Source organism: Sphingomonas sp. BE138, from assembly GCF_031456125.1.
Taxonomy (GTDB): Bacteria; Pseudomonadota; Alphaproteobacteria; order Sphingomonadales; family Sphingomonadaceae; genus Sphingomonas.
Genome location: NZ_JAVDUC010000001.1, coordinates 256204 through 279127 on the forward strand (window position 1 = coordinate 256204; position 22924 = coordinate 279127).

Genomic DNA, 22924 nt, shown 5'->3' on the forward strand with positions numbered 1-22924 from the left:
GTCAGATGAAGCCGCGGTCGCGCGGGTGGCCGGGGGCGAGCCGGTCGTCTTTGACATAGCGGTCCCCGGCCAGCGGGGGGTCGCCGGCGAGCGGGGGCGAGAGGCGGCTGTTTTCGCGTTCCAGTTCGTCGTTCTCGCGCTTCAGCTCTGCGATACGTGCGTTGGCGGCGTCACGCTCGCGCTCCAGTTCCGTGATGCGAGTCGCGGCCGTGCCGTGATCACGCTCCAGCTCGGCGATGCGGGTCGACGTCGTCCCGTGATCGCGCTCCAGCTCGGCGGCACGCTTCGTGGCGGTGTCGTGGTCGCGTTCCAGCTCGCTCACGCGCTTGTTGGTGACGGCGTGGGCGTCACGCTCGGTGACGTAGCGTTCCTTCCACTTACGGCCGCCGGGATGGCTCGCCAGCCCGAATAGCCAGCCGGCGACCAGCGCCACCGCCAGTGCGATATATTGCGTCGTGGTAGTGAACAGCATGGCGGTGCTCCGGATCGTTTCGCCAGTGAACGACGCAGCGACCGCGCTGTTCCTACGGCCCGGCGTTGATGAACGAGTCGTTGAGCGAGCAGGCAGCCGGCCCGAGGATGACGACGAACAGCACAGGCAGGATGAACAGGATCAGCGGCACCGTCATGATCGCAGGGAGACGCGCGGCCTTTTCCTCGGCGCGCATCATGCGTTCGTTGCGGAACTCCGCCGACAGGACGCGCAGCGCGCTGGCGAGCGGGGTGCCGTATTTCTCGGTCTGGATCATCGTCGTCACGACGCCGCGCACCGCATCGAGATCGACGCGCGCGGCGAGATTCTCGAAGGCGTGGCGGCGATCGGTGAGGAAGCCCAGCTCGATCGCGGTGAGCGCGAACTCCTCGCCCAGTTCCGGATACGCCTTGCCCAGCTCGCGCGAGACGCGGTGGAAGGCGGCGTCGACGGTCAGGCCCGCCTCGGCGCAGATCACCAGCAGGTCGAGCGCGTCCGGCAGCCCCTTGCGGATCGCGTCGCTGCGCTTCGTGATCTTGTTCTTCAGGAAGATGTCCGGCGCCTTGTACGCGATCACGAAGGTGCAGGCGACCAGCGCATAGCGCTTCAGTGCGCCCCATTCGGGAAAGGCGTCGAGCAGATAGACCCAGACGACCATCAGCCCGCCGAACGCGATCGGCAGCACCAGCCGCCCGAAGATGACCGCCACCGCCCATTCCTTGTTGCGGATGCCGGCCTGCAACAGCTTTCGCTGCGCCTCCTTGAGCTGTTCGTCCTGAAGCACGCGCAACGACGACAGCACGCTGCGCAGCCGGTCGGCGGTATTGCTCTGGTGGACCAGCTTGGTGCGGCGCTTCGCGGTCGATGCGGTGATACCCGCCTTCAACTGCTCGCGGCGGTCGTTGAGCGCGCGGACGCGCCGCGCCATCGGATCGCGCAATCCGCGCAGCGCATAGACACCGACCAGCAGCGCCGCGGCGAAGGCGGGCAGCAGGGTGGCGAGCATCAGGGCGTCGAGGCCGAAGATCGTGGGCATGTCAGATCTCGAAGCTCACCATACGGGACATGATGAAGGCGCCGATCCCCATCCACGTGAAGCCGCCGGTCGCGACGATCATCAGGCGCGTGTCGCTGAAGAAGGTCATCATGTAGGGCGGGTTGATCGTGTAGATCAGCCCGAAGACGATGAACGGCAGCGCGCCGATAATATAGGCCGACGCCTTCGATTCCGACGACATCGCCTTGATCTTCAGCTTCATCTGTCCGCGCTGGCGCAGGACGGTGGCGAGATTCTGGAGCGTTTCGGCCAGATTGCCGCCGGTTTCACGCTGGATGGCGATGGTGATGACAAAGAACTGGAACTCGGGCGTCATCAATCGGTCGGCGGTTTCCTGAAGCGCGACGTCCATCGAGCGGCCGATGCGCATCTTGTCCGACACCGCGCGGAATTCCTCGCCGACCGGGCCGGGCACCTCGGCGCCGACGACCTGCATCGTCTCCGAGATCGGCAGGCCGGAGCGCAGGCCGCGCACCAGCAGCTCGATCGCGTCGGGAAACTTGGCGATGAACGCCGCCACGCGCCGCTTGATGAGATAGCTCAGCACCAGATGCGGGATCGCCGCGCCGAGCAGCCCGCCGACGAACAATGCGACGAGCAGCGGCACGCCGTACAGCCACAGCATGGCGAAGGCGACCAGCGCGATCGCGCCGGCGCCGATCCCGTACTGTCCGGGCGTCCAGCTGGTGCCCGACATCGCCAGCCGCTTCTTCAGCTCGGCCTCGTTGGGCAGGATGCGCATCACCGCCATGTCGGCCTTGGTCGCGCGCCGCCCGGTGATGCGGCGCATCTGCGCCTCCATCGTGTTGGTGGCGACCACGACGTGACGATCGCGCACGCCCGCGAGGCGGCGAGCGCTCGCCTTCTGGGTCGAGGGCGCCGACAAGGCGAAGCCGATCAGCCCGAGCGTCAGGGCCGCAGCGACGAGCAGCAGGATCAGCGGCGACATGGCGGCTCCGCAGGCAAGGGGGCGGTAGGGATCACTTCTGCGCGGGCTTCTTGCTCACCAGCTCGGTGATCCGCGCCAGCAGCGAGCCGCCGCGCGCGCCGGCCGCGGCGAGCGGCACCGGATCCTCCCCGGTTGCGGCGAGCAGGCGATCGGCCAGCTCCGCGAGCGGCGCGACCGTCTTCGATCCCTTGCCGGCGGCGGTCAGCGGCTTGCCGAGCTTGGCGGCCTGCACCGCCAGCTTGTGATCGTAGGGGATTGCGACATCGACCTTGCGCTCGATCGAATTCTCGAAATCCTTGCGCATCACCTCTTGCTGCGGCCCCGGATGGACGCGGTTGGCGACGATGCAGAGCTGCGCCTGCGGGGCGTTGGTGCGCAGCCACGAGACCAGCCGGATCGTATCGCGTGCCGCCGCCAGCGTCAGCTCGGTGACCAGCACCACCGCCTGCACCTCGGCCATCAGATGCGGATGCTGGATCAGCATCGCGCGCGGCAGGTCCATGACGCTGATCTCGAACGCGCCGCGCAGCTCCTCCTGGAGTTGGTAATAGGCCGCGCCGTCGGTGACGACCGGGTTGCTGATCGGCGCCTCGGCCGACAGCACCGACAATTTGTCGGAGGCGCGGACCAGGGCGCGTTCCAGGAACAGCCCGTCGATGCGGCTGGGATTGTCGATCGCGTCGATCAGCCCGCGTCCCGGCTCCAGATCGAGCGCGAGTGCGTTGGTGCCGAAATGCACGTCGAGGTCGAGCAGCGCGGTGGATCGCTTGCCCGCCTCGCTCATCTGCCAGGCGAGCGAGGTCGCGATCGTCGAGGCGCCGACGCCGCCGCGGCAGCCGATCACCGCCAGCGCGGCGTGCGGGCGCTCGCTTCCCGCGTCGGTGAGGCGCGGGGCATTGAGCATCGTCTGCGCCGAGGCGAAGGCGTCGCGTACCGCGTCGACGCCGAGCGGCTTGAGCAGATAGTCGTGGATGCCGCTGGCGAGCAGGTCGCGGTACAGCCGCACGTCGTTGACCTGCCCGGCGGCGATCACGATCGTGCCGGGTTCGCAGACCTCCGCAAGGCCGTTGATATCGCCCAGCGGGTCGCTGGTCTCGCTCAGGTCGACGAACAGCAGCTGCGGGCTGGAGCTGACCGCTAGCGTCTGCACGGCCTGGCGCAGGCCGCCCTTGTAGACGTTCTCCTGCGGCCAGCCGAGGTCGTCGACCACGGTGCGCACGGTCTCCGACGCGCTGTCGTCGCAGCAGAAGGCGAGAAACGGGGCGCGCGCGGCGGCACCGGCGACTTTCCACGGCGCGTTCATCTTAGCGGCTTCCTCCGGTCGATTCGCTCTTCAACACCGTTCCGCCGCCGCCGCTCGGGGCAGCCTTGCGCCAGATCGTGACCGCCTTGGCGGCGGTGCCGGCGCCGTATGCGCCGTCGTCGGTCTTGCCGCGGATCAGGTCGTTGGGGTCGGCGACCATCGCCGCCAACGTGCCGTTGACCGCGCAACCGAAGCTGCTGCTGGTGTGCGCGTCGAAATTGACGAGCGCGGTGCGTTCGGCGGGCGTCTGGCAGCTGGGGACCGAGACGGTCGCGCGCGTGACGACGACGCGCAGCATGCCCGACGCGGGGGGCGCAGCCTGTGCAGCGACGACCGGCGCCACGCGCAGGCCATGCTCGGCAGCGGCGGCGGCGATGTCGGCACGGGCGGCGGGCGACGCGAACGGATCGTCGAGCGCGATCGCGCTGCCCGGGGCGGCGGCGAGCACGTCGAGCCAGCCGCGCAGCCGCTGCGCCTCGCCGCCGGCCAGTCCGTCGGGACCGGCGAGCAGGTCGAGCGTGTAGTCGGTCTGCGCGACGACCGGCTGGTGGACGGTCTCCAGCCCGCGATAGTCGCCGCACGCGGCGAGCGGCAGCGCGGCGCCGAGCAGGAGGGCAAGCGGACGCAGGGTCATGGGAAGCATCCTCAGTTGATCGAGAAGCCGGGCGTCGGCGCGGCGGCACCGCGCCGGGCCGGAGCCGACGGGGTTGCCGGAGCGGGGGCCGGGGCGGGCGGGGCGAGCTGGGGCGTGGGGCGGGTATCGGCGCGGTTGCCGCTCTCCAGCTTGCCCAGGAACACACGCTCCAGATCGGTTGGCGCCTTGTAGCCGTCGGTCGGCAGCTTGATGTCGGCCGGGTTGTTCACCGGGCGGACGAGATACGGGGTGATGACGATCACCAGCTCGGTCTCGTTGCGTTGGAAGCCGTTGGAGCGGAACAGCGCGCCCAAGATCGGCAGGTCGCCGATGCCCGGCGTCTTGGTGTAGCTGTTGTTGTGCGTGTTCTGCATCAGGCCGGCGATCATGAAGCTCTGGCCCGAGCCGAGCTCGACCGTCGTCTCCGCACGGCGCGTGGTGAGCGCCGGGATGCGCCCGTTGCCGACCGACACGGCGTTGCCATAGTCGAGCTGCGACACTTCCGGCTTCACGCGCAGCGAGATGCGCCCGTCCGACAGCACGGTCGGGGTGTAGGCGAGGCTGACGCCGAATTGCTTGTACTCGATCGAGTTGGTGCCGAGCGCCTGCGCGATCGGGATCGGGATCTCGCCGCCGGCCAGGAAGGTGCCCGTCTCGCCCGACAGCGCGGTGAGATTCGGGCTGGCGAGCGTCGTCACCTGGCCCAGCGTCTCGCCGAGGTCGAGCGCGTTGATGTAATCGGTGCCGAGCAGCCGGCCGAACAGGCTGAACGTGCCGCCGCCGTTGGTGATGCCGGGCAAGGTGAACAGGGTGTCGCCGGGTCGCGCATTGTTCGCGTCCACGACGTTCGTGCCCGGCACGCCCGGGACGGTCGTGATCGATCCCTGTCGCCCGAATCCGACGCCCAGTTGCGGGTTGCCGCGGCCCAGACCGCGCGTGGTGATGTTGTTGGCGATGTTCTTCAGGAAATTGCGGCTCACCTCGGCGAAGCGCACCTGCAGATTGACCTGCAGCGGCGTCGGCACCTTGATGCGGTTGATGATGCCGATCTTCAGCGTCGCGCCCTCGGCGGTCGGGTCGACGCCGGGGTTGAGCAGCCCGGTCACTAGCCGCTGCGCCTGTTCGGCGTCGGCGGGGGAGGCGGCGGTGCCGTTGAGGACCGCGATCTGCCCGACGAGCGTGACGTGGAAGTCGGTGCCCGGCAGTGCGGCCTGCAACATGCGGTCGACCTGCGTCGCATTCTGCGCGACGCGCACGGTCGCGGAATAGACCAGGGCGCCGGCGCGGTCGGTGGCGAAGATCGTCGCCTCGCCGTTCGCCTTGCCGAACAGGTGGATCTGCCGCGGATTGGCGACATAGACGTCGGCGGTCTCGGCGTTCGAGGTCCAGACCTCGGCGACCGCGGCGGGCAGGGTGATGAGTTCGCCCTCGCCGATCGACAGCCACTTCTCGATGCTCGGCTTCGTCGTGCCGACCGGCGGCAGACCGACGCGCGCGGCGGTGCGGGCGGTCGCCGCGGCGGCGGCACGCGGGGCGGCGGCGGCGGGCGCGGTCGCCGCGATCAGCGCCGCAGCGAGCGCGGTACCGTGCGCGAGGGGAAGGAGGATGCGCATCTCAGTTCTTTCCTGCGACGGAGACTTCGGTGACGGCATTGCCGCGCGTGACGCGGACCCGCGGACCGACCGGCACCGCGCCGGCGGCGGCAGTGGCGACCGGCATACCGGGCGCGGCGGGAGCGGCCGGAACGGCACCCTGGTTCTGGCGCGGCGGGGCGGTGCGGCGCTGGAAGCGCGACACGTCGGCGCCGACCGCATAGGTGGTGTTGCCGGTCTGCGGCGTGTTGGCGAGGCGATCGAGCATCGCCTCCTCCGCGCCCGCATCCTTGCCGTCCCCGACCGAGACGCTGCCCGAGGCGATCGCGCGGTCGAGTTCGGAGGCATTGTCGGCCAGCGAGCGCAGTGACAGCGAGAGCGTGCCGATCGTCTGTGCGACCGCGATCTGCTCGGCGATCTTGGGCGTCGCCTCGACGGTGATCGTGGAGAAGGTCTGGACGATCGTATTGCCCTTGTCGTCCTTTTGATCGGTGGTGCGCTGATCGGTGGCGAGCACGCGCAGGTTGCGCATGACCGTCTCGCTGGCGCGCAGCGGCGGGCCGTCGCCCTCGACCGACTGGGTGAGGATCAGGTCGATATGGTCGCCCGGGAAGACGAAGCCCGCGACGCTGGTCTGTGCCGACACCGGCACCGTCACCGCGCGCATCCCCGGCCCGAGCGCCGCCGCCAGGAACCCGCGGTCGCCGGGCTTGACCAACTGCCCCTGCGTCACCGGTTGCCCGGCGGTGATCGGCAGCCGCACGACCGTGCCGATCAGCTTCGACATGTCGGTGCCGGTGCGAAGGTAGTAAGCGTTTTCGACCAGTTCCTTGGGCCACGGCTGAAACTTCAGCGCGGACGCATCGAGGATCGTGCCGACCGGCAGCGCGCGGGTGGCGACCAGCACCTCGGGGCCGTCGACCTGCACCGGCGCGGGCATGGCCTGCGCCTGGGGGGCGGGCGCGCCGGCCAGCAGCGAGCGGGCGGCAAAGGCGGTGATCGCCGCCACCATCAGCGCACCGACCAGCAGAATGAGCTTGCGACTGTCCATGAGTGAGCCTGTCCTCGCACGACGCCCCCGGCGCCGATCTATCGATGCTTATTGGGTAAATTGGTTAAGGAGCGGTTCGCGAAGCGCCAGCAGCCCGGCCAGCGCGATGGCGACGCCGTACGGCACCTCGATCGCGGCAGTGCTGCGCCGTACGCGCCGTTCGATGAGCATCGCGAGCGTCAGCGCGCCGCCGATCACCGACATCGCAAGCAGCATGTCGAGCACGTGAAGCGGCGCGAGCCACAGCGACAGCGCGCCGATCAGCTTCACGTCGCCGCCCCCCATCTGCCCGAGCGCGAACGCCCCGACGAAGAGCGCGAAGACCAGCGCGGCGACGAGCAGCTGCACCGCCATGCCGGGCCACGGATCGAGCCCGATCGACCACCACCACACGGGAGCGAGCAGCGCAATCGCGGCGTTCTTGGCGTTGGCGATCTCGCGCGTCCGCACGTCCTGGATGCCCGCCGACAGCAGCAGTGCGCCCATTACCGCGGGGAGCAGCCAGGTAAGAAAACCTACGTCCATGCCGCATGGCGCTAGACGGAATGGTTTGAGAAACCGTAACCATGCCCGCGATGCCGACGACGATCGATCCCGCTGCGGTGCGCCGCACCCTGCCGGCGGAGGCGCAGCTGTCGTTCGACACCGCCGCGGACGGCTGGCGTCTGCGGCGATTCGCCCGTGGCGGCGCGGGGCGCGGGGCGCTGATGTTCCAGGGCGGGCGCGGCGACATGATCGAGAAATATCTCGAAGCGTTCGCGGACTGGCATGCGCGCGGCTGGGCGGTGACCGCGTTCGACTGGCGCGGTCAGGGCGGGTCGGGGCGGCTGTGCGCCGACCATCATGTCGGGCATTGCGACGATTTCGCGCCGTGGCTGGACGATCTGGCGGCGGTGTGGCGCGCGTGGACCACGATCAACGATCCGCCGCACGTGATCGTCGGCCATTCGATGGGCGGGTATCTGGCGCTGCGCGCCTTGCTCGACGGAATGATTCGTGCGGATGCGGCGGTGCTGGTCGCGCCGATGCTGGGACTGCGCTCGCCGGTCGGGACGTGGCTCGGCACGCGGGTGGCGCGCGCGATGCGCCGGCTCGGCGATCCGGCGCGGCCGGCGTGGAAGAGCCACGAGCGGCCGGGGATGCTGGCGCGGCAGGCGCTGCTGACCGCCGACGACGATCGCTACGCCGACGAGGCGTGGTGGCTGGACGCGCAACCGGACCTGCGACTCGGGCCGCCGAGCTGGGCGTGGCTCGACGAGGCGTTCGCGGCGACCGCGCGGCTGCGCGCCGATCCGGCGCTGGGGCGGATGACGACTCCGGTACTGATGCTGGTGGCGGACCACGACCGGCTGGTCGACGCGCGCGCCGCGGCGCACGTGGCGGCGCGGCTGCCCGCGGCGACGCTGCTGCGGTTCGGCAAGGAGGCGGCGCACGAGCTGCTGCGCGAGGCCGATCCGGTGCGCGGGCGGGCGATGGCGGCGATCGACGCGTTTCTCGATCGGCATGCGCGATGAGATACGACATCGCGATCGTGGGTGCGGGGATCGCCGGCGCCAGCGTGGCCGCGGCGATCGGCTACCGCGCGCGAGTGCTGCTGCTTGAGGGTGAGGAGCGGCCGGGCTATCACGCGACCGGGCGCTCGGCGGCGTTCTGGTCCGAAACCTATGGCGGCCCGGCGATCCAGCCGCTGACCACCGCGTCGGGCGCGGCGTTGCAGGCGGGCGGGTACCTCGATCCCTTGGGCGCGGTACATATCGGGCGTGCGGAGGACGCAGGCGCGGTGGCGGCGCTGCTCGACGAGTTCGCGGCGACGCCGGTCCCGCTGGCGGCGGTCGATCCGCAGCCGCTGATCCCCGGGCTGCGATCGGAATGGACGCTGGGGGTCAGCGAGCCGACCTGTGCCTATATCGACGTGGCGAAGCTGCACGGCGATTATCTGGCGACGGCGCGGCGGGCGGGCGTGGTGGTGGAGAGCCGCGCGCGACTGAGCCGTGCGGTGCGCGCAGACGGGTGTTGGCGGATCGACACCGAGGACGGGCGCGTATTCTCGGCGACGGTGCTGGTCGATGCCGCGGGCGCGTGGGCGGACGAGGTGGCGGTGCGCAGCGGCGTGTCGCCGATCGGGGTCACGCCGTATCGCCGGACGATGGTGCAGGTGCAGACCGATCCCGCCGCGCCGGCCGATCTGCCGTTCGTCATCGACGTGAGCGGGCGCTTCTACTTCAAGCCCGAGGCGGGCGGGCGGCTGTGGCTGAGCCCGCACGACGAACACCCGGTCGAACCGCACGATGTCGCCGCGGAGGAATGGGACGTGGCGGTGGCGATCGACCGGTTCCAGCAGGCGGTCGACTGGCGCGTGCTCCGCGTCGAGCGGCGCTGGGCGGGGTTGCGGTCGTTCGCGCCCGACCGCTTGCCGGTGTACGGCATGGCGGCGGCGGGCTTCTTCTGGTTCGCGGGGCAGGGCGGCTTCGGCATCCAGACCGCGCCGGCTGCGGCAGCGGTGGCGGCGGCGTTGCTGTTGGGCGATGCGCCACTGGCGGGGATCGATGTCGAGCGATATGCGCCCGGGCGGTTCGGGTAGGGTTGTCCACCTGATCCGTTCGTGCCGGCCCGGCAGGGCGCATCGCCGGTTGTACGCGCTAGGAGCGCTTCGTCTCCGGCACCGCTGGCACCTGGCCCAGGCGGGTGAGCAAGGTCGGGATGTCGCCGGTGATGTAGGTGTCGGTCGGGACTCGCACGCTGCTGCGCAGGGCCTTGCCCATCATCGCCAGTCGTTCCTGACGCTCCCGCTCCCTCGCCTGCACGAACCTAGTTCCCATACGCTGTACGATGATGCCGTCCACGATCGAAACCGGCATGGTCAAAGAACCTGCGTCATATGAGGGTGTTCCATGACGCACCCGCGGTTCGTCGCATCCGCCACGCGACCGAACGCAGCGAAAATGTTCAGCGTCGCGAAACCTTTCCCGCATCGCAGCGATTGTGACGCCATTCATCACAATGGCATCGAAGGTCGCCATGCTGAAACAGTTCATGCCCCTTGCACTGGCGCTGATGCCGTTGGCTGCCGTAATCGGCGCGGTGTTCGCGGTCCCCTGAGCCATCCGTCCCCCCGAGCGTCGTCGCGCCCCCCCCCCCGAAGCGACGACGCAAAAAGGAAAGGCCCGCCCGGAGCTATCCGGACGGGCCTTTCTCTTTATCACCGGCGAAGCGGCGCGCGGGGTCAGCCCTGCGCGTCGTCCGACTGCGCCTCGGCGGTCGCGCCCGGCTCGGCATTCGGATCGTAGTCCTCGGTGAAGCCGCCCTGATCGCGGCCTTCCTCGAAGACCTGCGCCATGACGTCGACGCCCTGCGTCTGCATCTCGGCCTCTTCGGGCGAGCGTGCGACGTTGACCTTGACGTTCACCGCGACTTCCGGGTGCAGTTGCACCTTCACGTCGTACAGGCCGATCGACTTGATCGGACGGTCGAGCACGATCTGGCTCTTGGTCACCTTGTGACCGTCGGCCTGCAGCGCCTCGACCAGATCGCGGACCGCGACCGAGCCGTACAGCTGGCCGGTGTTCGACGACTGGCGGATCAGCGTGATCTGCGCGTCCTTGAACGAGCCCGCTTCCTTTTCGGCCTCGCCGCGACGGTTGGCGTTCTCGCTCTCGATGCGGGCGCGGTTCGCCTCGAACACCTTGCGGTTGGCTTCGTTGGCGCGCAGCGCCTTCTTGCGCGGCAGCAGGAAGTTGCGGGCGAACCCGTCCTTCACCTTCACCACGTCGCCGATGCCGCCGAGCTTCTCGACGCGCTCAAGCAGAATGACGTCCATCTGCTCTTCTCCTTACTTCACGACGTAGGGCAGCAGGCCCAGGTGGCGGGCGCGCTTGATCGCCTGCGCCAGCTCGCGCTGCTTCTTGGCGCTCACCGAGGTGATGCGCGACGGGACGATCTTGCCACGCTCGGACACGAAGCCCTGGAGCAGACGAACGTCCTTATAGTCGATCCGGGGCGCATCCTTGGCGCTGAACGGGCACGACTTGCGACGACGGAAAAACGGACGCGCCATTATGCGGCCTCCTCTTCACGATCGCGACGCGGGCCGCGATCACCACGCTCGCCACGGCCACCCTCGCGGCCGCCTTCACGGTCGCTGCGGCGCTCGCGGTCGCGCTCCTGCTTGCGCATCATCACGGTCGGGCCGTTCTCATGCTCGTCGACGCGGACGGTCATGTAGCGGATCACGTCCTCGTTGATGCTGGTCTGACGCTCCAGCTCGGCGACGGTGTCGCCCGGCGCGTCGATCTCGAGCATCACGTAATGCGCCTTGCGGTTCTTCGCGATGCGATAGGCGAGGCTGCGCAGGCCCCAGGTCTCGGTCTTGACGACCTTGCCGCCACGTTCCTCGACGATCTTGGTGGCGGTTTCCGCCAGCGTGTCCACCTGCGCCTGTGCCAGATCCTGGCGCGCAAGGAACACATGCTCGTACAGAGCCATGCATGTACCTTCATGTTGGCCGATCGCTGACGTACGCCCCATGCGCAACGCCCCTCCGGCTGTCGTTCCAACGGCAACGGGCGGCAAGGGTGATTCCCTTCCGCCCGACGCTGCCGCGCTATGGCCGAGTTCGGCAGGCGGCGCAACCGAATGTTGGGCTGCGAATGTTGCGAAAGTTGAGACGATAGCGCGTTGGATTCAACGTTCGCCATCCCGCGTATCCTAATGCCACAAACCGGCGCGAATCGCCAGTATGGTTGACCGGAACGGCGCCCGGGGCCTAGCAGCGCGGCCTTCAGACGGAGATCCACATGCGCGCGTTCATCTTTCCGGGTCAGGGCAGCCAGGCGGTCGGCATGGGGGCGGCGCTGGCCGACGCCTCGGCGGTCGCGCGCGAGGTGTTCGGGGAGGTCGACGAGGCGCTGGGGCAGAATCTGCGCCGGCTGATGGCGGAAGGCCCGGCGGACGAGCTGACGCTGACCGAGAATGCGCAGCCTGCGATCATGGCGAACGCGATCGCGACGCTGCGCGTGCTGACGCGCGAGGGCAACGTGCGGCTGGCGGAAAAGGCCGATTACGTCGCGGGGCATTCGCTGGGCGAATATAGCGCCTTGTGCGCGGCGGAGGCGCTGGACCTGGGGACGACCGCACGACTGCTGAAGACGCGCGGGCGCGCGATGCAGGCGGCGGTGCCGGTTGGCGAGGGCGCGATGGCGGCGCTGCTGGGCGCGGACGTCGAGAAGGCGCAGGCAATCGCGGGCGCGGCGGTCGATTCGATCCTGACCGAAACCGGCGAGACATCGGTCTGCACGGTCGCCAACGACAACGACCCGTCGCAGGTCGTGATCTCCGGGCACCGCCTCGCAGTAGAGCGCGCGGTGGCGCTCGCCAAGGAGATGGGGGCGAAGCGCGCCGTGCTGCTGCCGGTATCGGCGCCGTTCCACTGCCCGCTGATGGAGGATGCCGCGCGGGTGATGGAGGGCGCGCTGGCCGAGGCGGACCTGCGCGCGCCGCTGGTACCGGTGTTCGCGAACGTCGATGCGGCGGCGGTCGCCGATCCGGGCGCGATCCGGCGGTTGCTGGTCGAGCAGGTGACCGGGCGCGTGCGGTGGCGCGAATCGGTGCTGGCGATGGTGGACGCGGGCGTGACCGAGTTCGTCGAGTTCGGCGGCAAGGTGCTGGCGCCGATGGTGAAGCGCATCGCGCCGGACGTGGAGACGGTGAGCGTCGTTTCGATGGACGATGTCGAGGCGGTGTTGAAGCGGCTGTAACGCAGCGCCCGTCCCAAACCCGGTCGTCGCGAAGGCGCAGCCCAAGGCGCGCCTTGCGAGCGCCCGTTCAGAACACGAACCGGTCCGGCCGGAGCATCGTGCCCGGCCGCGCGAACAGCAGGTCGATCTGCACCAGCACGTCGCGCGGACGGCTGAACCCCGACACTTCGAACGGCAGAAACCCGCGTTCGGCCATGTAGTTCGTCACCACCGGCAGCAGCGGCGCGCCTTGATTGTACTGGAGCAGCGCGGTTTCGAGCTGCACGGCGGCGCAGCGCTCCAGCGTGGCCGCTCCCCCATCCAGCACATGCAGTTCCGCGCCCTGCACGTCGATTTTCAGGAACAGCTCGCGCGCGTCGGGCAGCGCCTCCGCCGCCACTTCGTCCAACGTGCGGGTGGTCAGTCGCCGCTCGGTTCGCGGCGCGTTGCTGGCTTCTGCCATGAACGACGATCCCGTGCCCATCTCGAAGAAGGTGATCCGCTCGCCGCTCTTTCCGGACAAGGGGGACAGCGCCAGCCGGACGTGCGGCTTTTCGCGCGTCAACAGCTCCAGGACTTGGCGCTTGCCCTCCTGCGCCTCCACCATCAAGGCCGGGGTAGGGCCGAACAGCCGCTGCGTCATGCGCGTCCAGTCGCCGTCGAACGCGCCGACGTCGATGATGCCGTCCGGGCGAAAGCCGCGCTCGATTAGCCGGCCGTAGGTCACTTCCTCCGCAGAACGCGCGACCAGATCGGCCCAGAGCCGCCGCGCGCGCGGCGACAGGGCGCGGTGGACGCGCGTCGTCGCTCCATCCAGGTGACGGACGATGCTCTGCTTCATGAATGGCCCCCCATTTCGCGGTGGCTGAAGCCCGCCGCAACGGAAGTTTTGCACGGTTCGCCCGCCCCGGCTACAGCGCAGCTCCCCATTCCGGTGGTCGCCAAGCCGCCCGCGACGACGGTTTTGCACGATGCCGCGGCTGCGGTTACAGCGCAGGCGACCGGTTCACGACGATTGTGACGACCGCAGCAGTTTCGGAGTAGAGAATGTTCGACCTTACAGGCATGACCGCGCTGGTCACCGGCGCATCCGGGGGGATCGGGTCGGCGATCGCGACGGGGCTGGCGGCGCAGGGCGCGCGGCTGGCGGTGTCGGGGTCGAACGTCGCCAAGCTGGAGGCGTTTCTGGCCGGGCTGGGCGGAGACGGCCATGTCGCGGTCCCGTGCGACCTGTCGGATGCCGCCGCGGTCGACGCGCTGGTGCCGCAGGCGGTGTCGGCGCTGGGCGGACGGATCGACATCCTGGTCAACAACGCCGGGGTCACGCGCGACAACTTGGCGATGCGGATGAAGGACGACGAATGGGATCAGGTGATCCGCGTCAACCTGGAGGCCGCGTTCCGCCTGATCCGCGCGGCGGCCAAGCCGATGATGAAGCAGCGCTTCGGCCGGGTGATTTCGATCACCTCGGTGGTCGGGCAGACCGGCAATCCGGGGCAGGCGAATTATGCCGCGTCCAAGGCCGGGCTGGTCGGCATGTCCAAGGCGCTGGCGCAGGAATTGGCCAGCCGCAACATCACCGTCAATTGCGTCGCGCCGGGCTTCATCCGTTCGGCGATGACCGACGTGCTGCCCGAGGCGCAGAAGGCGCAGCTGACGTCGCGCATCCCGGCGGGCGATCTGGGGACGGGCGATGACATCGCCGCGGCAGTCGTCTATCTGGCGTCCAAGGAGGCGGGTTACGTCACCGGGCAGACCATCCACGTCAACGGGGGCATGGCGATGGTTTAAGGCGTGGCGCCTGAGCCATGCGTGTGCCGAGACACACGCACGGACTTGTCAGGCGGGCCGACCGGCTCTACCTGCGTTCAGGAATTGGAAATCTACCCCCCAAATCGAAAGAGGGAAAGTTATGAGCGAGACCGCCGACCGCGTGAAGAAGATCGTCGTCGAGCATCTCGGCGTCGAGGCCGACAAGGTGACCGAGGACGCCAGCTTCATCGACGATCTGGGCGCGGACAGCCTCGACATCGTCGAGCTGGTGATGGCGTTCGAGGAAGAGTTCGGCGTCGAGATCCCGGACGATGCCGCCGAGAAGATCTCGACCGTCAAGGACGCGATCACCTACATCGACGAGCACAAGGGCTGAGCCCCTGTGTCGGGGCGGCGGGCCGGGTGAACCGGCGGACGTCCCGGCAGTCGACGGAATTTGAGCGGCTCCCCGTCCTTCGCTAGAGGATGGGGAGCCGTTTCATTTTTGATGAACCGTCCGCACGTGGGAGAGGTCGTGCGGCGCGGTAATGAAGGGAAGCCTATGCGTCGCGTCGTCGTCACTGGTCTCGGCCTCGTCACCCCGCTGGGTGCGGACGTGGAAACCGTCTGGGCCAATCTGATCGCCGGCACATCGGGCGCCGGGCCGATCACGCGCTTCGACACCACGGGGCAGAAGTGCACGATCGCGTGCGAGGTGAAGCCCAAGGATCACGAATACGGCTTCGATCCGGATCGCCGGGTCGATCACAAGATCCAGCGGCAGGTCGATCCCTTCATCGTCTACGGCATCGACGCCGCGGGACAGGCGCTGGAGGATGCCGGGCTGACCGAGATGGACGAGGCGACGCGGATGCGCGCCGGCGTGTCGATCGGATCGGGGATCGGCGGGCTGCCGGGGATCGAGATCGAATCGGTCAACCTGCACGAGCGCGGGCCGGGCCGGGTCAGCCCGCATTTCGTCCACGGGCGCCTGATCAACCTGATTTCGGGCCAGGTATCGATTAAATACGGGTTGATGGGGCCGAACCATGCGGTTGTCACCGCCTGCTCGACCGGCGCGCATTCTATCGGCGACGCCGCGCGGATGATCCGCGACGACGATGCCGACATTATGCTGGCCGGCGGTGCGGAGAGCACGGTCAACCCGCTGGGCGTCGCCGGCTTCGCACAGGCGCGCGCGCTGAACACCAGCATGAACGACCGGCCGACCGAAGCCAGCCGCCCGTATGACAAGAACCGCGACGGTTTCGTCATGGGCGAGGGCGCGGGCGTGATCGTGCTGGAGGAATACGAACACGCCAAGGCGCGCGGCGCGACGATCTATGCCGAGGTCGTCGGCTACGGCCTGTCGGGCGATGCCTATCACGTCACCGCGCCGCATCCCGAGGGCAAGGGCGCGGAACTGGCGATGCGCATGGCGCTGCGCAAGGCGGGGATGCAGCCGTCCGACATCGACTATATCAACGCGCACGGCACCTCGACGATGGCGGACACGATCGAGCTGGCGGCGGCCAAGCGCGTGTTCGGCGACGACCTGTCGGGCGCGTCGATGTCGAGCACGAAATCGGCGATCGGCCATCTGCTGGGCGGCGCGGGCGCGGTCGAGAGCATCTTCTGTATCCTGGCGCTGCGCGACCAGATCGTACCGCCGACACTGAACCTGCACGATCCCGACGAAGGCACCGAAGGCGTCGACCTGGTGCCGCTGGTCGCCAAGAAGCGGCCGGTGCGCGCGGTGCTGAACAACAGCTTCGGGTTCGGCGGGACCAATGCGTCGCTGGTGATGAAGGCGGTCTGACCGTTCCATGCGCAGGCTCGGCTGCTTCGCCCTTGTCGCCGGCCTGCTGCTGATCGCGGCCGGCGTCTGGGTCGGTTACGGCTGGAAGGGCGCGGGGCCGCTGCCCAGGGCGGCGAACGTCGAGATCGCCGAGGGGTCGAGCCTCGCCGCCGCCGCGCGGACGCTGGAGAAGGCGGGGGTCATTGCCTCCGCCGGCCGCTTCCGCTTGCAGGCGCGCGTGTTCGGCTCGGGCGCGCCGATCAAGGCGGGCGAATATGCCTTCCCCGAACATGCCAGCGCGTCGCAGGTGCTGGCGATCCTGCAGGGCGGCAAGGCGGTCCAGCGGCTGGTGGTGATCCCGGAAGGATTGCCGTCGGTGATGGTGCGCGACGCGCTGATGAAGGCAGAGACGCTGACCGGCGCCGTGGCGACGCCCGCCGAAGGATCGGTGCTGCCCGACGGCTATGCGTTCGAGCGCGGCGAGTCGCGCGCGGCGGTGCTCGCGCGGATGCAGGCGGCGATGAAGACGTATCTGGCCGCGGCGTGGAAGACGCGCTCGCCGGCGGCCGTGGTGAAGACGCCCGCCGAGGCGATCACCCTCGCCTCGATCGTCGAGAAGGAAACCGGCAAGCCGGCCGAGCGGCGGACGGTGGCGGCGGTCTATGGCAATCGGCTGCGGCTCGGGATGCCGCTCCAGGCCGATCCGACCGTGATCTATCCGATCACGAGGGGCCGTCCGCTGGGACGACGGATCCGCCAGTCGGAACTGCGCGCGAAGAACGGCTACAATACCTATGCGGAGGCCGGGTTGCCGCGTGGACCGATCGCCAATCCGGGGCGGTTGTCGATCGACGCGGTGCTGAAGCCCGCGCAGAGCAAGGCGCTGTACTTCGTGGCGGACGGGACCGGCGGGCACGTCTTCGCGAACACGCTGGCCGAGCATAACGCGAACGTGAAGAAGTGGTACGCGATCCGCCGCGCACGCGGGGAAATGTAGCGTCATCCGACGACCTGCCGATTATGGTTGGCAGTAAGCATCTTATATCGTATACGAACCTCATGGTCATGGAGGACGATGTGGTTTCTGGTTCGAGCATGTGGACGGGCGTCTATCCCGCAGCGACGACGCAGTTCGCGGCGGACGGTTCGGTCGATATCGATGCGACGCAACGCGGGTTGGTCGCGCTGGTCGAGGACGGCGTCGACGGGCTGATCCTGCTCGGCACCTGCGGTGAGAACAACTCGCTGGACGTCGACGAAAAGCACGCGGTGCTGCGCGCGGGGGTCGAGGCGGTCGGCGGGCGCGTGCCGCTGGTGTGCGGCGTGTCGGAGTTCACCACGCGGCGCGCGGCGGCGTTCGCGACAGAGGTCGAGGCGATCGGCGTCGATGCGCTGATGCTGTTGCCGGCGATGGTCTATGTGCCGACGCCGAACGAGCTCGCGACGCATTTCCGCACCGTCGCGGAAGCGACCGCGCTGCCGATCATGCTCTACAACAACCCGCCAGCGTACCGCGTGTCGGTCGATTTCAACACGCTCGAGCTGCTGGAGCCGGTCAAAAACATCGTCGCGGTCAAGGAAAGCGCGCCCGATCCGCGCCGCTTCACCGACGTCATCAACCGCTTCGGCGATCGCTATATCGTGATGGCCGGGCTGGACGATGTCGCGCTGGAGGGCATGCTGCTGGGCGCGAGCGGCTGGGTGTCGGGATTGACCAGTGCGTTCCCGCAGGAATCGGTCGCGCTGATCGCCGCGGTGGATCGCGGCGACTGGGAAGAGGCGCGGCGCATCTATCGCTGGTTCATGCCCTTGCTGCATCTGGATGCCGAGCATGACCTGGTGCAGTCGATCAAGCTGGCCGAGGAGATCATGGGTCGCGGGTCGGAGCGCGTGCGCCTGCCGCGCCTGCCGCTGGAAGGTGCGCGCCGTGCCGAGGTGATCGCGATGGTCGAGAAGTGCGCCGCGACGCGGCCGGTGCTCAAGGAGGCGCCGCTCTCCACCGTGGCCGCCTGATGCGTCACACCTTCTTCTGCATCGACGGCCATACGGCGGGCAATCCGGTTCGTCTGGTGGCCGGGGGGGCGCCGCTGCTGCGCGGCGCCAGTATGGCGGAGCGGCGGCAGGACTTCCTCGCGCGCTTCGACTGGATCCGCACCGGATTGTGCTTCGAACCGCGTGGGCACGACATGATGTCGGGCGGGTTCCTGTACCCGCCGTGCGGCGATGCGGATGCGGCGATCCTGTTCATCGAGACGTCCGGCTGCCTCCCGATGTGCGGCCACGGCACGATCGGGATGATCACCTTCGGGCTGGAGAACGGCCTGATCACCCCGCGCGAGCCCGGACGGCTGCGCGTCGAGGTGCCCGCGGGCGTGATCGACATCGACTATGTCGCGGAGGGCAACCGGGTCCGCTCGGTGAAGATCCGCAACGTGCCCGCCTATCTGGCCCGGCAGGGGTTGACGATCGAGGTGCCCGGTTTCGGTCCGCTGTCGATCGATGTCGCCTATGGCGGCAATTATTACGCGATCGTCGAGCCGCAGGGCGCCTACACGGGGCTCGACGATCTGGGCGCGGCGCGGATCGTGGAGCTCAGCCGGACGATCCGCGAGCTGGTGCGTGCGGTCTACGAGCCGGTGCACCCGCTGGAGCCGACGATCCGCGGGGTCAGCCACGTGCTGTGGGCCGACACGCCGAAGGGAGAGGGCGCGGACGGGCGCAATGCCGTGTTCTACGGCGAGCGTGCGATCGACCGCAGCCCGTGCGGCACCGGCACCTCGGCGCGGCTGGCGCATCTGCACGCGACCGGGCGGCTGGGGGTCGGGGATCGCTTCGTCCACGAAAGCTATATCGGCAGCCGCTTCGTCGGGCGGGTCGAGGCGGAGACGACGATCGGCGATCAGGCGGCGATCGTGCCGTCGATCGAAGGCTCGGCGGTCGCGACCGGGTTCAACACGATCTGGATCGATCGCGAGGATCCGTTCTTCGCGGGGTTCACGGTGGTGTGAGGCGCTCTCCGTCATTGCCGCGGCGGCGGGAATCCAGACGCGCTGGTCCTCGCAAGGGCCGGCAGGTCAGCGGTTCTGGATCCCCGCCTGCGCGGGGATGACGCTGGTGGAATAAACGACAAACGGGGAGGGGCGCATGGCACGAGGATTATTGGGGCCGCTGAAGCCCTTGGACGCGACGGACGCGGAGCCGGACCGCAAGCTGCGCAAGACGCTCAGCTGGCCGCATCTGATCGCCCTGGGAATCGGGGCGATCGTCGGGACCGGCATCTACACCCTGACCGGTGTCGGGGCGGATCGCGCGGGACCGGCGGTGATCCTGTCGTTCGCGATTGCGGGAGCGGTTTGTGCGTGTGCGGCATTGGCCTATGCCGAGATGGCGACGCTGATCCCGACGGCGGGCAGCGCCTACACCTATACCTATTCGGTGATCGGCGAGAGCATCGCCTGGATCGTCGGGTGGAGCCTGATCCTCGAATATTCGCTGGCCTGTTCGACGGTGGCGGTCGGCTGGTCCGCGTATCTGGTCGGTTGGTTGCAGAGCGTGGGCGTAAATATGCCCGCGATCCTGCTGTCGGGGCCGCATGCCGGCGGCATCGTGAACCTGCCGGCGGTGCTGGTCGCGCTGGGGATCGCAGGCATGCTGGTCGCCGGCACGAAAGAGAGCGCGACCTTCAACATCGTGCTGGTCGCGATCAAGATGGTCGCACTGGCGGTGTTCGTCGTCTTCGCGCTGCCGGCGTTCTCGGGAAGCAATTTCGAGCCGTTCATGCCTTATGGGTTCGGCAGCCATGTCGAGGGCGGCGCGACGCGCGGGGTGATGGCGGCGGCGGCGATCGTGTTCTTCGCCTTCTACGGCTTCGATGCGGTCGCGACCTCGGCGGAGGAGGCGCGCAACCCGGGCCGCGACCTGACGATCGGGATCGTCGGGTCGATGGCGGCGTGCACCGCCATCTATATGGGCGTCGCGGTCGCGGCGATTGGGGGCGGTCAGCTATGTCGACCTCGGGCGTTCGGCCGAGCCGCTCGCCTACGTCCTGCGCACGCTCCAGCATCCGTTCGCGGCATGGGCGATCGGGCTGGCGGCGCTGATCGCGCTGCCGTCGGTAATCCTGGTCATGATGTACGGACAGAGCCGCATCTTCTTCGTCATGTCGCGCGACGGGCTGCTGCCGCGCAGCTTGAGCCGCGTGTCGGCGCGGACCGGATCGCCCGCGCTGGTGACGATGGTGACGGGCGTGTTCGTCGCGGCGGTGGCGGGCTTCTTTCGCCTCGACGAGATCGCCGAACTGGCCAATGCGGGCACGCTGCTGGCGTTCATCGCGGTGGCGGCGTGCATGATGGTGCTGCGCAGGACGGCACCGGAGCTGAAGCGCGTCTTCCGCTGCCCGGCACCGTTCGTCGTCGGCACGCTCGCGATCCTCGGTTGCGTCTATCTGCTGGTCAGCCTGCCGACGCACACATTGGTGCGGTTCGCCCTGTGGAACGTCGCCGGGGTGGTCTTCTATCTGGCTTATGGCCGCGCGCGCAGCCTGGTGCGGGCGCGCGCGTGACCGATCCCGTGCTTGGCAGCGCGATCGTCATCGGTAACGGCGTCGTCGGGCTGGGCGTCGCGCTGGCGTTGCAGCGGCGCGGGACGGCGGTGACGATCGTCGCCCCCGACGCGCCGTGGCGCGGCGCGTCGTGGGGCAATGCCGGGCATATCGCGGTCGAGCAGGTCGAGCCGCTCGCCTCGCTGGCGACCCTGCGCAGCGTGCCCAAGCGGCTGTTCTCCCGCGGCGGGGCGCTGGCGCTGCCGCCGCGCGCGATCGCGGCGTGGCTGCCGTTTTCGCTGCGGATGGTGCGTTCAGCCGGCCCGGCGCGGTTCCGGCGCGGGAAGGCGGTGCTGTCGGCGATGCTGGCTACCGCGGTTCCGGCGTGGCGGCGCGTGCTGGCAGAGGCGGGCGCGGCGCACCTGCTGCGCGTCGACGGACATTTCGTGGTGTGGGAGACGCCGGAGAACGCGGCGCGCGGGCGCGCGGCGTGGATGGCGGCGGATACCGGCACCGCGACGGTGCGCGACGCCACGGCGGACGAACTGGCGACATTGGCGACGATCACGACCGTGCCGATCGCGGGCGCGATCCGGTTCGAGGGCAGCGGACAGATCGTCGATACCGGCGCACTGGGTGAGGCGCTGCTCGCGCGCTTCGTGGCCGGTGGCGGGGCGCTGCGGCACGGCCGTGTGCGGACGATTTCGGAGCGGAGCGGGCGTGCGCACGTCACACTCGATGACGGGGCGACGCTCGACGCCGATGTCGCGGTGGTGGCGGCGGGGGCGGCATCGGCACGGCTGGTCGCGCCGCTCGGATTGCGCGCGCCGCTGATCGCCGAGCGCGGCTATCATGTCGAGGGCGCGCCCGGCGACTGGCCCGCCGACCTGCCGCCGGTGGTGTTCGAGGACCGGTCCATGATCGTCACCCGCTTCGCCGACCGGCTGCGCGCCGCCAGCATCGTCGAGTTCGCGCGCATCGACACCCCGGCCGATCCGGCGAAATGGGCGCGGCTGCGCGCGCATGTCGCCGCGCTCGGGCTGAGCCTGCGCGCACCGGTCGAGCCGTGGATGGGGGCGCGGCCGACGCTGCCCGACTACCTGCCCGCGATCGGGCGGCGCGGCGCGGTGGCCTATGCGTTCGGGCACCAGCACCTGGGGCTGACGCTGTCGGCGACCAGTGGCGAGGCGCTGGCGGCGCTGCTGCATGGCGAAGCGCCGGCGTTCGACCTGGCGCCCCTCGATCTGTCCCGCTTCGGATAAGCGACAGTTGCGTCACGGTTTGTGCAGGCGCTAAGTGGCTTGCTCCGGTACGCACCCGCCGGATGAGGCTTCTTCCATGACCGGCATCATCGTCCGCAATCTTTCCGAACAGCTCGTCGACCTGGTGCGCGAGCGCATCCTGGCCGGGCAGGTCGAAGGCGACCGCGCGATCCGGCAGGATGCGCTGGCCGCCGAACTGGGTGTCAGCAAGATCCCGCTGCGCGAGGCGCTGACGCGGCTGGAGCAGGAAGGGCTGGTGCGCTCGCGCGCCAACCGCGGCTATTTCGTGCGCGAGCTGACGATCGCGGAGGCGGAGGAGGTCTATGCGTTGCGGCTGAAGCTGGAGCCGGAAATCGCCGCGCAGGCGGCGGGGCGTGCGTCGGAGGAGGAGCGCGCGGTGGCGGTGCGGACGCTGGCGCAGCTCGACGAAGTGACGCACGCGCATGGCGACGGCGTGGGAGCGTTCAACCGCGCGTTCCATCTCGCGTTGCTGCGGCCGTCGCACCAGCCGATCACGACGACGATGCTGGAGCGGCTGCACGTGCTGGGCGAACGCTACGTGCGCAAGCATCTGGAGCCGCTGGGGCGCGACCAGCGCGCCAACGACGAGCATGCCGAACTGCTCGACCGCTGGCTGGCGCGCGACACCGCCGGGGTGCGCGAGCGGATGCACGCGCATATCGAGCAGACCGTGCTCGACCTGCGGCGTGAGTTCGAGATGCTGGACCGCGCCGCCGGTTGAACGCGTGCCGGTGGGCACCGGCGCATCCGCAACACGGTGC

General features: G+C 69.2%; 24 protein-coding genes and 1 pseudogene. 12 read left to right on the forward strand and 13 right to left on the reverse strand.

Annotation, left to right across the window (positions count from 1 at the left end; genetic code table 11):
• Window position 1: 1 nt before the first annotated feature.
• Genes J2Y58_RS01070 through J2Y58_RS01105 form a run of 8 tightly spaced genes read right to left on the reverse strand, consistent with a single transcriptional unit; the run spans window position 2 to window position 7583 of the window.
• Entirely contained in the window at window positions 2-472 is a 471-nt protein-coding gene (locus tag J2Y58_RS01070; RefSeq protein WP_310097377.1) for a hypothetical protein, read from the reverse strand.
• Window positions 473-524: 52 nt separating this feature from the next.
• Window positions 525-1508, reverse strand: a complete 984-nt coding sequence (locus J2Y58_RS01075; protein WP_310097380.1) for a type II secretion system F family protein — start codon at window positions 1506-1508, stop codon at window positions 525-527.
• A 1-nt stretch (window position 1509) separates the two neighbouring features.
• On the reverse strand, window positions 1510-2478 hold the full coding sequence (locus J2Y58_RS01080) for a type II secretion system F family protein (protein ID WP_310097383.1): 969 nt from the start codon (window positions 2476-2478) through the stop codon (window positions 1510-1512).
• Window positions 2479-2509: 31 nt separating this feature from the next.
• On the reverse strand, window positions 2510-3781 hold the full coding sequence (locus J2Y58_RS01085; RefSeq protein ID WP_310097385.1) for a P-loop NTPase: 1272 nt from the start codon (window positions 3779-3781) through the stop codon (window positions 2510-2512).
• Window position 3782: 1 nt separating this feature from the next.
• A complete protein-coding gene (locus tag J2Y58_RS01090; protein WP_310097388.1) occupies window positions 3783-4415 on the reverse strand; it encodes a CpaD family pilus assembly lipoprotein in 633 nt (210 codons plus the stop codon).
• An 11-nt stretch (window positions 4416-4426) separates the two neighbouring features.
• The gene (locus J2Y58_RS01095) at window positions 4427-6028 is read right to left on the reverse strand and encodes a type II and III secretion system protein family protein (protein ID WP_310097391.1); all 1602 of its coding nucleotides are present in this window, start codon (window positions 6026-6028) and stop codon (window positions 4427-4429) included.
• Between the two features lies 1 nt (window position 6029).
• Window positions 6030-7058, reverse strand: a complete 1029-nt coding sequence (gene cpaB, locus J2Y58_RS01100; RefSeq protein ID WP_310097393.1) for a Flp pilus assembly protein CpaB — start codon at window positions 7056-7058, stop codon at window positions 6030-6032.
• 48 nt (window positions 7059-7106) lie between these two features.
• The gene (locus tag J2Y58_RS01105; RefSeq protein WP_310097396.1) at window positions 7107-7583 is read right to left on the reverse strand and encodes a prepilin peptidase; all 477 of its coding nucleotides are present in this window, start codon (window positions 7581-7583) and stop codon (window positions 7107-7109) included.
• A 50-nt stretch (window positions 7584-7633) separates the two neighbouring features.
• Here J2Y58_RS01105 and J2Y58_RS01110 point away from each other — a divergent pair, with 50 nt between their 5' ends.
• Window positions 7634-8572 carry an alpha/beta hydrolase gene (locus J2Y58_RS01110; protein ID WP_310097399.1) on the forward strand — a complete coding sequence of 313 codons (939 nt, stop codon included), beginning with the start codon at window positions 7634-7636 and terminating at the stop codon, window positions 8570-8572.
• Window positions 8569-9639 carry an FAD-dependent oxidoreductase gene (locus J2Y58_RS01115; protein ID WP_310097402.1) on the forward strand — a complete coding sequence of 357 codons (1071 nt, stop codon included), beginning with the start codon at window positions 8569-8571 and terminating at the stop codon, window positions 9637-9639. The genes J2Y58_RS01110 and J2Y58_RS01115 overlap by 4 nt, the downstream gene beginning before the upstream one ends.
• Before the next feature lie 58 nt (window positions 9640-9697).
• On the opposite strand, the gene J2Y58_RS01120 is transcribed toward J2Y58_RS01115, so the two are convergent.
• The 4 genes from J2Y58_RS01120 to rpsF all read right to left on the reverse strand — a co-directional run bounded on the left by J2Y58_RS01120 (window position 9698) and on the right by rpsF (window position 11540).
• Entirely contained in the window at window positions 9698-10162 is a 465-nt protein-coding gene (locus J2Y58_RS01120; RefSeq protein ID WP_310097405.1) for a hypothetical protein, read from the reverse strand.
• A gap of 119 nt (window positions 10163-10281) precedes the next feature.
• Window positions 10282-10875 (reverse strand): 50S ribosomal protein L9, encoded by a 594-nt coding sequence (gene rplI, locus J2Y58_RS01125; RefSeq protein WP_310097408.1) that lies wholly within the window; start codon window positions 10873-10875, stop codon window positions 10282-10284.
• Window positions 10876-10887: 12 nt separating this feature from the next.
• Window positions 10888-11112: a 30S ribosomal protein S18 gene (gene rpsR / locus J2Y58_RS01130; RefSeq protein ID WP_007403456.1), complete on the reverse strand. Its 225-nt coding sequence runs from the start codon at window positions 11110-11112 to the stop codon at window positions 10888-10890.
• Entirely contained in the window at window positions 11112-11540 is a 429-nt protein-coding gene (gene rpsF / locus J2Y58_RS01135) for a 30S ribosomal protein S6 (protein WP_310097459.1), read from the reverse strand. The genes rpsR and rpsF overlap by 1 nt, the downstream gene beginning before the upstream one ends.
• Window positions 11541-11851: 311 nt before the next feature.
• Here rpsF and fabD point away from each other — a divergent pair, with 311 nt between their 5' ends.
• Window positions 11852-12811, forward strand: a complete 960-nt coding sequence (gene fabD, locus J2Y58_RS01140) for an ACP S-malonyltransferase (protein WP_310097463.1) — start codon at window positions 11852-11854, stop codon at window positions 12809-12811.
• A gap of 67 nt (window positions 12812-12878) precedes the next feature.
• On the opposite strand, the gene J2Y58_RS01145 is transcribed toward fabD, so the two are convergent.
• On the reverse strand, window positions 12879-13631 hold the full coding sequence (locus J2Y58_RS01145) for an FkbM family methyltransferase (RefSeq protein WP_310097466.1): 753 nt from the start codon (window positions 13629-13631) through the stop codon (window positions 12879-12881).
• A gap of 206 nt (window positions 13632-13837) precedes the next feature.
• On the opposite strand from J2Y58_RS01145, the gene fabG reads away from it, so the two are divergent.
• The 9 genes and pseudogenes from fabG (at window position 13838) to J2Y58_RS01190 (ending at window position 22884) form a co-directional block, all read left to right on the forward strand.
• Window positions 13838-14581, forward strand: a complete 744-nt coding sequence (gene fabG / locus J2Y58_RS01150; RefSeq protein WP_310097470.1) for a 3-oxoacyl-[acyl-carrier-protein] reductase — start codon at window positions 13838-13840, stop codon at window positions 14579-14581.
• Between the two features lie 121 nt (window positions 14582-14702).
• Window positions 14703-14939 (forward strand): acyl carrier protein, encoded by a 237-nt coding sequence (locus J2Y58_RS01155; protein ID WP_028056834.1) that lies wholly within the window; start codon window positions 14703-14705, stop codon window positions 14937-14939.
• Between the two features lie 165 nt (window positions 14940-15104).
• Window positions 15105-16361, forward strand: a complete 1257-nt coding sequence (fabF, locus tag J2Y58_RS01160) for a beta-ketoacyl-ACP synthase II (protein ID WP_310097474.1) — start codon at window positions 15105-15107, stop codon at window positions 16359-16361.
• A 7-nt stretch (window positions 16362-16368) separates the two neighbouring features.
• Window positions 16369-17337: an endolytic transglycosylase MltG gene (gene mltG / locus J2Y58_RS01165; RefSeq protein ID WP_310097476.1), complete on the forward strand. Its 969-nt coding sequence runs from the start codon at window positions 16369-16371 to the stop codon at window positions 17335-17337.
• Between the two features lie 98 nt (window positions 17338-17435).
• A complete protein-coding gene (locus J2Y58_RS01170) occupies window positions 17436-18353 on the forward strand; it encodes a dihydrodipicolinate synthase family protein (protein ID WP_405053057.1) in 918 nt (305 codons plus the stop codon).
• Window positions 18353-19348 carry a 4-hydroxyproline epimerase gene (locus J2Y58_RS01175; RefSeq protein WP_310097483.1) on the forward strand — a complete coding sequence of 332 codons (996 nt, stop codon included), beginning with the start codon at window positions 18353-18355 and terminating at the stop codon, window positions 19346-19348. Before J2Y58_RS01170 ends, J2Y58_RS01175 begins: the two co-directional genes overlap by 1 nt.
• A 136-nt stretch (window positions 19349-19484) precedes the next feature.
• Window positions 19485-20901: pseudogene (locus tag J2Y58_RS01180) on the forward strand (amino acid permease).
• Window positions 20898-22142 (forward strand): FAD-dependent oxidoreductase, encoded by a 1245-nt coding sequence (locus J2Y58_RS01185; RefSeq protein WP_310097486.1) that lies wholly within the window; start codon window positions 20898-20900, stop codon window positions 22140-22142. The pseudogene J2Y58_RS01180 and the gene J2Y58_RS01185 overlap by 4 nt, the downstream one beginning before the upstream one ends.
• 76 nt (window positions 22143-22218) lie before the next feature.
• Window positions 22219-22884, forward strand: a complete 666-nt coding sequence (locus J2Y58_RS01190) for a GntR family transcriptional regulator (protein WP_310097489.1) — start codon at window positions 22219-22221, stop codon at window positions 22882-22884.
• Window positions 22885-22924: the final 40 nt, after the last annotated feature.

Bases quoted from the DNA above. Each gene is read 5' to 3' on its own strand.
- J2Y58_RS01070 (WP_310097377.1), bottom strand. From the start codon at position 472: ATGCTGTTCACTACCACGACGCAATATATCGCACTGGCGGTGGCGCTG.
- J2Y58_RS01075 (WP_310097380.1), bottom strand. From the start codon at position 1,508: ATGCCCACGATCTTCGGCCTCGACGCCCTGATGCTCGCCACCCTGCTG.
- J2Y58_RS01080 (WP_310097383.1), bottom strand. From the start codon at position 2,478: ATGTCGCCGCTGATCCTGCTGCTCGTCGCTGCGGCCCTGACGCTCGGG.
- J2Y58_RS01085 (WP_310097385.1), bottom strand. From the start codon at position 3,781: ATGAACGCGCCGTGGAAAGTCGCCGGTGCCGCCGCGCGCGCCCCGTTT.
- J2Y58_RS01090 (WP_310097388.1), bottom strand. From the start codon at position 4,415: ATGACCCTGCGTCCGCTTGCCCTCCTGCTCGGCGCCGCGCTGCCGCTC.
- J2Y58_RS01095 (WP_310097391.1), bottom strand. From the start codon at position 6,028: ATGCGCATCCTCCTTCCCCTCGCGCACGGTACCGCGCTCGCTGCGGCG.
- cpaB (WP_310097393.1), bottom strand. From the start codon at position 7,058: ATGGACAGTCGCAAGCTCATTCTGCTGGTCGGTGCGCTGATGGTGGCG.
- J2Y58_RS01105 (WP_310097396.1), bottom strand. From the start codon at position 7,583: ATGGACGTAGGTTTTCTTACCTGGCTGCTCCCCGCGGTAATGGGCGCA.
- J2Y58_RS01110 (WP_310097399.1), top strand. From the start codon at position 7,634: ATGCCGACGACGATCGATCCCGCTGCGGTGCGCCGCACCCTGCCGGCG.
- J2Y58_RS01115 (WP_310097402.1), top strand. From the start codon at position 8,569: ATGAGATACGACATCGCGATCGTGGGTGCGGGGATCGCCGGCGCCAGC.
- J2Y58_RS01120 (WP_310097405.1), bottom strand. From the start codon at position 10,162: ATGGCTCAGGGGACCGCGAACACCGCGCCGATTACGGCAGCCAACGGC.
- rplI (WP_310097408.1), bottom strand. From the start codon at position 10,875: ATGGACGTCATTCTGCTTGAGCGCGTCGAGAAGCTCGGCGGCATCGGC.
- rpsR (WP_007403456.1), bottom strand. From the start codon at position 11,112: ATGGCGCGTCCGTTTTTCCGTCGTCGCAAGTCGTGCCCGTTCAGCGCC.
- rpsF (WP_310097459.1), bottom strand. From the start codon at position 11,540: ATGGCTCTGTACGAGCATGTGTTCCTTGCGCGCCAGGATCTGGCACAG.
- fabD (WP_310097463.1), top strand. From the start codon at position 11,852: ATGCGCGCGTTCATCTTTCCGGGTCAGGGCAGCCAGGCGGTCGGCATG.
- J2Y58_RS01145 (WP_310097466.1), bottom strand. From the start codon at position 13,631: ATGAAGCAGAGCATCGTCCGTCACCTGGATGGAGCGACGACGCGCGTC.
- fabG (WP_310097470.1), top strand. From the start codon at position 13,838: ATGTTCGACCTTACAGGCATGACCGCGCTGGTCACCGGCGCATCCGGG.
- J2Y58_RS01155 (WP_028056834.1), top strand. From the start codon at position 14,703: ATGAGCGAGACCGCCGACCGCGTGAAGAAGATCGTCGTCGAGCATCTC.
- fabF (WP_310097474.1), top strand. From the start codon at position 15,105: ATGCGTCGCGTCGTCGTCACTGGTCTCGGCCTCGTCACCCCGCTGGGT.
- mltG (WP_310097476.1), top strand. From the start codon at position 16,369: ATGCGCAGGCTCGGCTGCTTCGCCCTTGTCGCCGGCCTGCTGCTGATC.
- J2Y58_RS01170 (WP_405053057.1), top strand. From the start codon at position 17,436: ATGTGGACGGGCGTCTATCCCGCAGCGACGACGCAGTTCGCGGCGGAC.
- J2Y58_RS01175 (WP_310097483.1), top strand. From the start codon at position 18,353: ATGCGTCACACCTTCTTCTGCATCGACGGCCATACGGCGGGCAATCCG.
- J2Y58_RS01190 (WP_310097489.1), top strand. From the start codon at position 22,219: ATGACCGGCATCATCGTCCGCAATCTTTCCGAACAGCTCGTCGACCTG.